Annotated in this window: 8 protein-coding genes; 5 read left to right on the top strand and 3 right to left on the bottom strand. The window is 72.2% G+C overall.

The window, feature by feature from the left end; all coding sequences use genetic code 11:
- Positions 1–251: 251 nt before the first annotated feature.
- The 3 genes from ACFVHO_RS26975 to ACFVHO_RS26965 all read right to left on the bottom strand — a co-directional run bounded on the left by ACFVHO_RS26975 (position 252) and on the right by ACFVHO_RS26965 (position 3,970).
- The gene (locus ACFVHO_RS26975) at positions 252–1,526 is read right to left on the bottom strand and encodes a DUF5667 domain-containing protein (RefSeq protein WP_385719676.1); all 1,275 of its coding nucleotides are present in this window, start codon (positions 1,524–1,526) and stop codon (positions 252–254) included.
- A gap of 305 nt (positions 1,527–1,831) precedes the next feature.
- Positions 1,832–2,608 carry an ECF subfamily RNA polymerase sigma factor, BldN family gene (locus ACFVHO_RS26970; protein WP_385719674.1) on the bottom strand — a complete coding sequence of 259 codons (777 nt, stop codon included), beginning with the start codon at positions 2,606–2,608 and terminating at the stop codon, positions 1,832–1,834.
- A 396-nt stretch (positions 2,609–3,004) separates the two neighbouring features.
- On the bottom strand, positions 3,005–3,970 hold the full coding sequence (locus ACFVHO_RS26965) for an HAD family hydrolase (RefSeq protein WP_385719671.1): 966 nt from the start codon (positions 3,968–3,970) through the stop codon (positions 3,005–3,007).
- Positions 3,971–4,112: 142 nt separating this feature from the next.
- On the opposite strand from ACFVHO_RS26965, the gene ACFVHO_RS26960 reads away from it, so the two are divergent.
- From ACFVHO_RS26960 to ACFVHO_RS26940, 5 genes are all read left to right on the top strand, one after another.
- Positions 4,113–4,400: a glutaredoxin family protein gene (locus ACFVHO_RS26960; RefSeq protein WP_385719668.1), complete on the top strand. Its 288-nt coding sequence runs from the start codon at positions 4,113–4,115 to the stop codon at positions 4,398–4,400.
- A 332-nt stretch (positions 4,401–4,732) separates the two neighbouring features.
- Positions 4,733–5,500, top strand: coding sequence for a redox-sensing transcriptional repressor Rex (locus ACFVHO_RS26955; RefSeq protein ID WP_385719665.1), 768 nt, complete (start codon positions 4,733–4,735; stop codon positions 5,498–5,500).
- The gene (locus ACFVHO_RS26950; protein WP_385719662.1) at positions 5,497–7,140 is read left to right on the top strand and encodes a glutamyl-tRNA reductase; all 1,644 of its coding nucleotides are present in this window, start codon (positions 5,497–5,499) and stop codon (positions 7,138–7,140) included. Before ACFVHO_RS26955 ends, ACFVHO_RS26950 begins: the two co-directional genes overlap by 4 nt.
- Positions 7,137–8,111, top strand: coding sequence for a hydroxymethylbilane synthase (gene hemC / locus ACFVHO_RS26945; protein ID WP_385719659.1), 975 nt, complete (start codon positions 7,137–7,139; stop codon positions 8,109–8,111). Before ACFVHO_RS26950 ends, hemC begins: the two co-directional genes overlap by 4 nt.
- On the top strand, positions 8,108–9,769 hold the full coding sequence (locus ACFVHO_RS26940; RefSeq protein WP_385719656.1) for a uroporphyrinogen-III synthase: 1,662 nt from the start codon (positions 8,108–8,110) through the stop codon (positions 9,767–9,769). Before hemC ends, ACFVHO_RS26940 begins: the two co-directional genes overlap by 4 nt.
- The last annotated feature ends 99 nt before the right edge of the window (positions 9,770–9,868 follow it).

The raw sequence follows: 9,868 nt of genomic DNA, 5'->3' as shown, positions 1-9,868 counted from the left end.
CTCTCTGCCCCCCCGCCCGTGCCCCACCGGGGGGGGGGGGGGGGGTGGGGGGGGGGGGGGGGGGGGGGGGGGCCCCGGGGCCTCCGCCGTGTCGGCGCTTCGCGCCTTGTCCTCAAGTGCCGGACGGGCTGGAAAGTTGCTGGGGCGGGTTGCTGGGAACCTGCTGGGAACGTAGCCGTCCGCCGGGCTGGGGAGAGGTGCCCGGCGGACGGTGGTTGGTGTGGTGGCTGCTGGCCGGTGGTGCGGGGGTGTTACTGGTCTTCGCCCTCGATGCCCAGTTCGGGGAGGAGGCCGGGGAGCAGGGGTGGGAGTGTCACTTCCGGCTGTCCGGGCTTGGGGTTCTTGGTGGTGGGGGAGTTCTCTTCCTCGTTGGTGTCGGAGGGGGCGGAGGGGGTCTTCTCGGAGGGCGGGTCGAGGAGGCCGTCGGTGACGCCGGGGAGGATGCCCTCGCGGCTTTCCTTGTGGCCGGAGGAGGACGGCTTCGGCTTGCCGGGGGACTGGTCGCGGCCGGATTCGCCGGAGTCGCGGGGTGCGGGGCCCTCGCGGTGGGTGCCGGTGCCTGAGCCCTTGCGGGGGCTCTGGTCCGGGGTGCCGCCCTTGTCGGGCTTGCTGCTGGGGAAGAGGGAGCGCAGCGGCTCGACTTCCTGCTCCATGGCGTCGAAGACGGAGCTGACCTGCTCGCCGACGTCGCCGAGCTGGACGGGGAGCTGTTCGCGCAGGGCGCTCCAACTGCCGCGGTGGGACTGGGAGAAGGCGGACAGGGCCTGGATGGGGCCGAGCGAGCCGTCGCGTTCGTACGCTTCGAGGAGGAGACGGTGGCCCTCGGCGGCGTCGTGGCGCATGCCGGAGAGGGCGCGGCGGACCTCGCCGACGGATTCGTGGTCGAGGTGGCCGGAGCGGGAGCGCTCCATCAGGCGGCGGGCCTCGTTGAGCCGGGTCGAGGCCTGGTCCAGGTAGATCTGGCCGCGGTCGGTGTCGCTGTCGGCCATGCCGAGCTTGAGGTCTTCCATGCCGCGCTTGAGGCCGTAGAGCGAGTCGCCGGGGAGGGCGTCTCCGCTCGCCGCGGCCACGCCGCCGAAGGCTCCGGCGGCGACGCCCACGGTGAGGCCGCCGGCGGCGATGCCTTTGGACAGGCGTGTGCGGGGCTTGAGTTTCCGCAGGGGCCCGGCCCGGTGGGCGCCCTTGGCGCCTTTTCGGGAGCGCTGCTCCGGTACGGAAGGGCCTGTGCCGTCGCCCGTCGCCGTGCCCTCCGCGAACATGGCTTCCATGGCGGCCACCAGCTGGGCCCGCTGGACCACTTTGACCTCGGGGTCCAGCTGGGGCGCGGGCAGCCGTGCGAGTCCGTCGGCGAGCGCGAGCATCCGGTCGCGCTCGGCCGCGCCGGGGGGCGCGGAGTCGGCTCGGGCGGCCACCGAGGTCGCGGCGGAATCTTCGGGCTGATCGGCCGCCGGGTCCTGGTCGGACTGCTCCTCCAGGGCCTGGGCGAAGGCGTTCGCCCGCCGGTGTGCCGATACGTTCGCGATCACTGGCGGCACCTCCTCTCGTCATGACGGTCGACTCCCCAGGGGGTCCTGAGGGTTGCACGTCCTGAACACTTCCACACGTTCGAGTGAGCGCATGGGGCCTCCCCTCGCTCTCGGGGAGCTCGGGGAAGATCAGGTCGCAACCACAGGGAGCCTGCATCCCGCACAACGAGCGTCGCGGCACTTGGGTTACGGACGAAAGATGATCGGACCGCGAAGGGCTCGGCAAAGTCCGTGACGGCCAGCAGGCCGTCACGGACGGTGAGTTGGGCGTCGCGCGGGGTCGCGGGGCGCCGTGCGGGCGGCGCTTAGCGGGCGTCGTCCGGGAGGAGTCGGGCGAGGGTGCGGACCGCCCGGTACTGGAGGGTCTTGATCGCGCCTTCGTTCTTGCCCATGACGCGGGCGGTCTCGGCCACGGAGAGGCCTTGCAGGAAGCGCAGCGTCACGCACTCCTGCTGCTGGGGGTTGAGGCGGCGGACCGCGTCCAGGAGCGCGGCGTTCGACAGGGATTCGAGGACGGAGTCCTCGGGGCTGCGCTCGACCTCGTTGGCGTCGAGCATCTCGCCGGTGGTGACCTCGAGGCGGAAGCGGCTCGACTTGAAGTGGTCGGCCACGAGGTTGCGGGCGATGGTGACGAGCCAGGCGCCGAAGTCACGGCCCTGCCAGGTGAACGTACCGATCCTGCGCAGGGCGCGGAGGAAGGTCTCGCTGGTGAGGTCCTCGGCGGTCGCCTTGCCGCCGACGCGGTAGTAGATGTAGCGGTAGACGGTGTCGCTGTACTGGTCGTAGAGGCGGCCGAAGGCGTCCGACTCGCCTGCTTGGGCGCGCTCGACGAGTTCCATCATGCGGGCGCTGTCACTGTCCGCCGCGGGACGGCGGTGGGTGGTCGTGGCGGCGGCGGAGGAGCGCGTCCGTCTGCTCACAGCCGCACCGCCGTCCGCCAGGGCGTAGCACGGCCCGGCGGGTGCCGGGACGGCGAAGGCGGGGACGGCGTACGCGGTGGGGACGAAGCCGCGCAGGCGGTCCACGACCGTCGCGCGCAGCGTAGCCAGGCCCGAGGCGTCAACCCCGACGTGTGGGTACACGGGACTCCCAGAGGCAGAGCTTCCATCACTTGCAGTACCGAACCGTTCACCCGTCGTAGCGATGTGCACGGTCCGTTATGCGTCTGAGGAGAATAACGCTTCGTACAGGCAGCGCTACACCCAGTTGCTCAAATCATCGATTACGTCGCTTCTGTTACCGATCGGCGGTCGATCAAGCACCGGTTATTGAACGGTTGTTGATCGGATTAGCGCGCATTCGAGGTGGGCGCGAGGCGTGTTGTGGCCGAGTTGAACGAACGGGACTGGCGGGGGGCATGGCGGGTAAGACAGAACGATTGCCGTCGTTTCCGCGCGCGGCGAGCCGCGGAGGCCCGGATTCCGGGGCCTCCGCGGCGGATGGTCACCGTGAGTGGCCGCCCTGGGGGCGGCGTGCCGTCAGTGGCGGCGGCGGTGCAGGGCGATCGCGGCCGCCGTGCCGCCGGCGAGGGCGCCGACGCCCGCGGCGGCCGGGATGCCGACCTTGGCGGCCTTGCGGCCCGTGCGGTAGTCCCGCAGTCGCCATTCGCGGGCGCGGGCGTGCTTGCGCAGCTTGGTGTCGGGGTTGATCGCGTACGGATGTCCGACCAGCGACAGCATCGGGATGTCGTTGTGGGAGTCGCTGTACGCGGCGCAGCGGGCGAGGTCCAGGCCCTCGGCGGCGGCCAGGGCGCGGACGGCCTCGGCCTTCGCGGGGCCGTGCAGCGGCTCGCCGACGAGCTTGCCCGTGTACACGCCGTGCACGGACTCCGCGACGGTGCCGAGGGCGCCGGTCAGGCCCAGGCGGCGGGCGATGATCGTGGCCGTCTCCACGGGCGCGGCCGTGACCAGCCAGACCTTCTGTCCCGCGTCGAGGTGGGCCTGGGCCAGGGCGCGGGTGCCGGGCCAGATGCGCTCGGCCATGTACTCGTCGTAGATCTCCTCGCCGATGGACATCAGCTCGGCGACGCGGTGGCCCTTGACGATGGACAGGGCGCTGTCGCGGGCGTCCTGCATGTGCTCGGGGTCCTCGATGCCCGCCATCCTGAACCACGCCTGCTGCCAGGCGAATCGGGCGAGCTCGCGGCGCTGGAAGAACTTCCGCTTGTACAGGCCGCGGCCGAAGTGGAAGAGGGCGGCGCCCTGCATCACGGTGTTGTCGAGGTCGAAGAACGCGGCGGCCTTCTCGTCGCCGGCGACCGGGAACTCCGGGGCCTCGGGCTCGGCGGGTGCCGTCTCGTCGGGCGGGACGTCCTCTGCCCGGCCGTGGAGCTCTTCCAGCTCCTGCGACGACTTGCGCGCTGCCTCCGCCGAGGCCTCGCCTGCCAGCACGCTGCGCGCGGTGGCGGAGCGCCTGCGGGGGTGGAGCCAACCCAGAGCGGCCATGCCGTCGAGCATAGCCACTCTGTTCGGTCCCCCTGTGAATGGAGGGATTCGAACCCGTCAACGATCCGTGTCGCGCTGGTCACACTGGGGTGCGGCGCGGGCCGGTGCCGGGCGGGCGGCGGCGCGTAGCAAGCTTGGGGGCATGAGTCCTCTTTTCCGCCGTGGCGGCGGCGCAGCGAAGAAGGTGCCCGGCGACCGCCTGGTGACCTTGATCGGCAAGCCCGGGTGTCACTTGTGCGAAGACGCGGAGGCCGTGATCCGGAAGGTCTGCGGGGAGCTCGGGGTCGCCTGGGAGACGAAGGACATCACCGTGGACGAGGCGCTGCACAAGGAGTACTGGGAGCAGATTCCGGTGGTGCTCGTGGACGGGGAGCAGCACACGTTCTGGCGGGTGGACGAGGGGCGGCTGCGGCGGGAGTTGCTGGGGTAGTGCGGGGTCGTCGGCGCCGATGGCTGGTTATGACGTCCGGAGCTGTCCGGAAAGTCGTTTAGCATCGGGGGTCGGTTTTGAGGTCTCGGGGGCGAGGATCGTGAGGAGTGTGTGCGGTTTTGCCCCCGTCGGTTGAGTGTCGTTGCTGGCCGTGCGCCGGTTCCAGGAAAGTGCGCCGGGGGCGCGTGACCCCGGTCACGTTGGGCGGGCAAATCGGACACCATCTTTGTGCACGCGTTCACAAAGACATAGCCTGCTGTCGACGGGGCGGTCTTGGGACACGACTTCGGGTGCCAGCCCGCCTTCAGCCCCGCTCTACCCGCAGGAGCACCGTGGCAACTGGCCGAACTCACCGACCGGCGACCCGCAGCCGAGGGATTCCCGAGGCCACCGTCGCCAGGCTTCCGCTGTACCTGAGGGCTCTGACCGCGCTGTCGGAGCGCTCGGTGCCCACGGTCTCCTCCGAGGAGCTCGCGGCCGCCGCGGGGGTCAACTCCGCGAAGCTGCGCAAGGATTTCTCGTACCTCGGGTCCTACGGGACGCGGGGCGTCGGCTACGACGTCGAGTACCTCGTGTACCAGATCTCCCGTGAGCTGGGCCTGACCCAGGACTGGCCGGTTGTCATCGTCGGTATCGGTAACCTCGGCGCCGCGCTGGCCAATTACGGCGGGTTCGCCTCGCGTGGTTTCCGCGTGGCCGCTCTCATAGACGCCGATCCGGCGATGGCGGGCAAGCCCGTCGCGGGGATGCCGGTGCAGCACACGGACGACCTCGAGAAGATCATCAGCGACAACGGCGTCTCGATCGGTGTCATCGCGACCCCGGCGGGCGCCGCCCAGCAGGTCTGCGACCGGCTCGTGGCCGCGGGCGTCACGTCCATCCTGAACTTCGCGCCGACCGTCCTGACCGTCCCCGACGGCGTCGACGTGCGCAAGGTCGACCTCTCCATCGAGCTGCAGATCCTCGCCTTCCACGAGCAGCGCAAGGCCGGCGAGGAGTCCGCCGCGGACGGCGCCGACGCCTCGGCCGAGCCCGCCGTCAGCAAGGACAAGCACCGCAAGGGACCCGACGGGGACGTTCCCGCCGTGATGCCGGCATGAGTCTCCTCGTCGTGGGCCTCAGTCACCGCAGCGCTCCCGTGAGCGTGCTGGAGCGGGCCGCGCTCACCGTCGACGCGCAGGCCAGGCTGCTGCACGACACGGTGGCCGCCGAGCCCGCGGCCGAGGCCGCCGTGCTCGCCACCTGCAACCGCATCGAGCTGTACGCGGACGTGGACAAGTTCCACGCGGGCGTCGCCGAGCTGTCGACGCTGCTCGCGCTGCACAGCGAGGTCGGCCTGGAGGAGCTCACCCCTTATCTGTACGTGCACTACGAGGACCGGGCCGTCCACCATCTGTTCTCGGTGGCGTGCGGGCTCGACTCCATGGTCGTCGGCGAGGGGCAGATCCTCGGCCAGATCAAGGACGCCCTGGCGCGGGCGCAGGAGCTGCACACCGCGGGCCGCCTCCTCAACGACCTCTTCCAGCAGGCCCTGCGCGTGGGCAAGCGGGCGCACTCGGAGACCGGCATCGACCGGGCCGGGCAGTCGCTCGTCACCTTCGGCCTGGAGCAGCTGGCCGGGCGCGAGCCCGTGCACGCCTGGGCCAAGGGCAAGCGCGCCCTGGTGATCGGCGCGGGCTCGATGTCCTCGCTGGCCGCGGCGACGCTCGCGCGCTCCGGCGTGGACGAGGTCGTCGTCGCCAACCGCACCCTGGACCGGGCCGAGCGCCTGGCCGAGATCCTCACCGAGGGCGGCACGGGAGTCGTCGCGCGAGCCGTGCCGATGGCCCAGGTGGCCGGGGAGCTGACACGTGCCGACGTGGCCGTGTCCTGCACCGGCGCGACGGGGCTCGTCCTCACCGCCGCGGACGTCGAGGCGGCGCTCGCCGGGCGTGTGAGCGACGTACGTGACGGTCATGACGGTTCGGCCTGCGATGACGACGACTGCGTGATCGCGCCGCACACCGCAACCGCCGCTCCGGACACCGCCGCGCCCGCCCCGGACGCGGGCGGCTGCCCCGTCGGCCCGCGGGTCGGCGACGAGACCGCGTACGAGCAGCACGCCGCGCTCGTGGACAACAGCCCCGCCGTGGGCGGCGGCCCGGTGCGGGTGGGCCGCACGGCCCCCGCCGCCGTGGTGCCCGTCGCCCGCGCGGCCGCGCTGTACCTGCTCGACCTGGCCATGCCCCGCGACATCGACGCCGCCGCGCACCGCCTCGCCGGCGCCCGCCTCGTCGACATCGAGTCCCTGGCGGACGCCTCCGCCGACGCGCCGATGGCCGCCGACGTGGACGCCGTGCGCACCATCGTGTCCGACGAGGTCGCCGCGTTCGGCGCCGCGCAGCGGGCCGCGCACATCACGCCGACCGTCGTCGCGCTGCGCACCATGGCCGCCGACGTCGTCAGCGGTGAGATCGCGCGGCTCGACGGGCGGCTGCCCGGCCTCGGCGACAAGGAGCGCGCGGAGATCACGCAGACCGTGCGCCGCGTCGTCGACAAGCTGCTGCACGCGCCGACGGTGCGGGTGAAGCAGCTCGCCAGCGAGCCCGGCGGCGCCGGGTACGCCGACGCCCTGCGCACCCTCTTCGACCTCGACCCCGAGACGGTGGCTGCCGTCTCCCGTGCCGACCTGCTGAGCAACGCGGGCGGCCAGCAGAACCAGCTCCACGAGAACGACGAACCCAAGCGAGGCCGCGCATGACCGAGAAGGCACTCAGACTCGGGACCAGGCGCAGCAAGCTGGCCATGGCCCAGTCCGGGCAGGTGGCGAGGAAGGTCACCGAGCTGACGGGACGGCCCGTCGAGCTCGTCGAGATCACCACGTTCGGCGACACCTCCCGCGAGCACCTCGCCCAGATCGGCGGCACCGGTGTGTTCGTCACCGCGCTGCGCGACGCGCTGCTCGCCGGTGAGGTCGACTTCGCCGTGCACTCGCTGAAGGACCTGCCGACCGCGCAGCCCGACGAGCTGACGCTCGCCGCCGTGCCGGAGCGGGAGGACCCGCGGGACGTACTGATCGCACGTGACGGTCTGACGTTCGCGGAGCTGGTGGCCGACTCCCCGCAGGGGGCCGCGCGCATCGGCACCGGTTCGCCGCGCCGCATGGCGCAGCTCAACGCCTACGCCCGCAACCACGGCAGCTCCATAGAGGCCGTGGCGATCCGCGGGAACATCGACACCCGCATCGGATTCGTGCACGACGGGAAGCTGGACGCCGTGGTGCTCGCCGCCGCGGGCCTGAACCGCGTCGGCCGGATCGACGAGGTGACCGACTTCCTGTCGGTCGACACCGTTCTGCCCGCCCCCGGCCAGGGGGCACTGGCGATCGAGTGCGCCGCGACCCACGCGTCACTCGCCGCCGCGCTCGCCGAGCTCGACGACCCGTACACCCGGGCCGCCGTGACCGCCGAGCGATCCCTGCTCGCCGCCCTGGAGGCCGGTTGCAGCGCACCTGTGGGTGCGTTGGCCGACCTTCTGGCCGACGGGCAGGTTGTCAAGGAAATGCGCCTGCGCGGCGTCGTCGGTGCCACCGACGGCTCGACGCTGGTGCAGCTGTCCACCACCGGTCCCGTGCCCGGGACACACGACCAGGCGCTGGCACTCGGGCGGGAACTCGCCGCCGAGATGCTCGCCAAGGGCGCGGCCGGTCTGATGGGGGAGCGAGCACTTTGAGCCCCACCTCGAACCTTCCCGGCCTTCCCGCACACGGGCACGTCACCTTTCTCGGTGCCGGACCCGGAGATCCGGGACTGCTGACTCTGCGCGCCGTCGAGGCGCTGGCCCGAGCGGATGTGCTGATCGCCGAGCCGGATGTTCTCGATGTCGTACGTGTGCATGCCCGAGGGGGTGTGGACACACCTCTCCCGCAGGCCGCTGACGGCACGTCAGTGGGCGGCGACGGGCCTTCGGCCTCAGCCGCGGCCAATCTTGTCATGGAGGGCGCGCGCGGCGGCAGGCGGGTCGTGCGCGCGGTGAGCGGTGATCCGGGCCTCGATGCCTACGCGGCCGGGGAGATGCTGGCCTGCGCGGCCGAGGGCATCCCCTTCGAGGTGGTGCCGGGCATCGCGGCCGCGGTCGGTGTGCCCGCGTACGCGGGGGTGCCGCTGCGGGACGCGCAGGGCACGGACGTCCGGTTCGTCGACGCCCGTACGGCCTCCGAGCGCTGCTGGGGGGAGGTCGGCGCGTCCGACGGGACCGTCGTGGTGTCGACGTCCCTGGACTCGGTCGCGGCCGCCGCCGGTGAGCTGGTGTCCGCCGGGCGCAAGCCCGACACCCCGATGACGGTGACCGTCGCCGGTACGACGACGCGCCAGCGCACCTGGACCGCGACGCTCGGCACCATCGCGCAGGTCCTCAAGCAGGCCAAGGTGCTGCCCTCGCCCGACGGCGGGCAGGCCGTCATAGCCGTGGTCGGTGAGCGCTCGGCCGCAGCGCAGCGCGAGCAGCTGTCGTGGTTCGAGTCGAAGCCGCTCTTCGGATGGCGGGTCCTCGTACCGCGCACGAAGGAGCAGGCGGCCTCGCTCTCCGACCAGCTCCGGTCCTACGGCGCGGTGCCGCACGAGGTGCCGACGATCGCCGTCGAGCCGCCGCGGACGCCGCAGCAGATGGAGCGCGCGGTCAAGGGCCTGGTCACCGGGCGCTACGAGTGGATCGCCTTCACCTCGGTGAACGCGGTCAAGGCCGTGCGGGAGAAGTTCGAGGAGTACGGGCTCGACGCCCGTGCCTTCGCCGGGATCAAGGTCGCCGCCGTGGGCGAGCAGACCGCCGCGGCGCTCGTCGCCTTCGGCGTGAAGCCGGATCTGGTGCCCAGCGGGGAGCAGTCCGCGGCCGGTCTCCTGGAGGACTGGCCTCCGTACGACCCCGTCTTCGACCCGATCGACCGGGTGTTCCTGCCGCGTGCCGACATCGCCACCGAGACGCTCGTCGCCGGGCTCATCGACCTCGGGTGGGAGGTCGACGACGTCACCGCCTACCGGACGGTGCGTGCGTCGCCGCCGCCTGCGGAGACCCGTGAGGCCATCAAGGGCGGTGGGTTCGACGCCGTTCTCTTCACCTCGTCCTCGACCGTGCGGAATCTCGTCGGGATCGCCGGCAAGCCGCACAACGTGACCGTGATCGCCTGTATCGGGCCCGCCACCGCGAAGACTGCGGAGGAGCACGGGCTTCGGGTGGACGTGATGGCTCCTGAGCCGTCCGTGCACAAGTTGGCCGCGGCGCTTGCGGAGTTCGGGGCGCGGCGGCGGGCTGCGGCGATTGAGGCCGGGGACGCTGTTACTCGGCCGAGTGAGCGGCGGCCGGGGGCGCGGCGCAGGCGGGCTGCGGCGCCGTAGGGTGCCCTGCGGCCTCGGGCCCCGGGGTGGGTGTCCCGTTGCCGTGGGACGGTCCGCCCCCGATCGGCCTTCGGCCTCGTCCTCAAACGCCGGACGGGC

This window comes from Streptomyces sp. NPDC127108 (assembly GCF_042677545.1).
Lineage (GTDB): Bacteria > Actinomycetota > Actinomycetes > Streptomycetales > Streptomycetaceae > Streptomyces.
Note: the sequence above shows the minus strand (reverse complement) of the source record. Positions and strands in the feature narration are given on the sequence as shown.

What these genes read in the sequence shown, in the direction of transcription:
- ACFVHO_RS26965 (WP_385719671.1), bottom strand. Translation starts at nt 3,970, where the DNA reads ATGGCCGCTCTGGGTTGGCTCCACCCCCGCAGGCGCTCCGCCACCGCG.
- ACFVHO_RS26960 (WP_385719668.1), top strand. Translation starts at nt 4,113, where the DNA reads ATGAGTCCTCTTTTCCGCCGTGGCGGCGGCGCAGCGAAGAAGGTGCCC.
- ACFVHO_RS26950 (WP_385719662.1), top strand. Translation starts at nt 5,497, where the DNA reads ATGAGTCTCCTCGTCGTGGGCCTCAGTCACCGCAGCGCTCCCGTGAGC.
- hemC (WP_385719659.1), top strand. Translation starts at nt 7,137, where the DNA reads ATGACCGAGAAGGCACTCAGACTCGGGACCAGGCGCAGCAAGCTGGCC.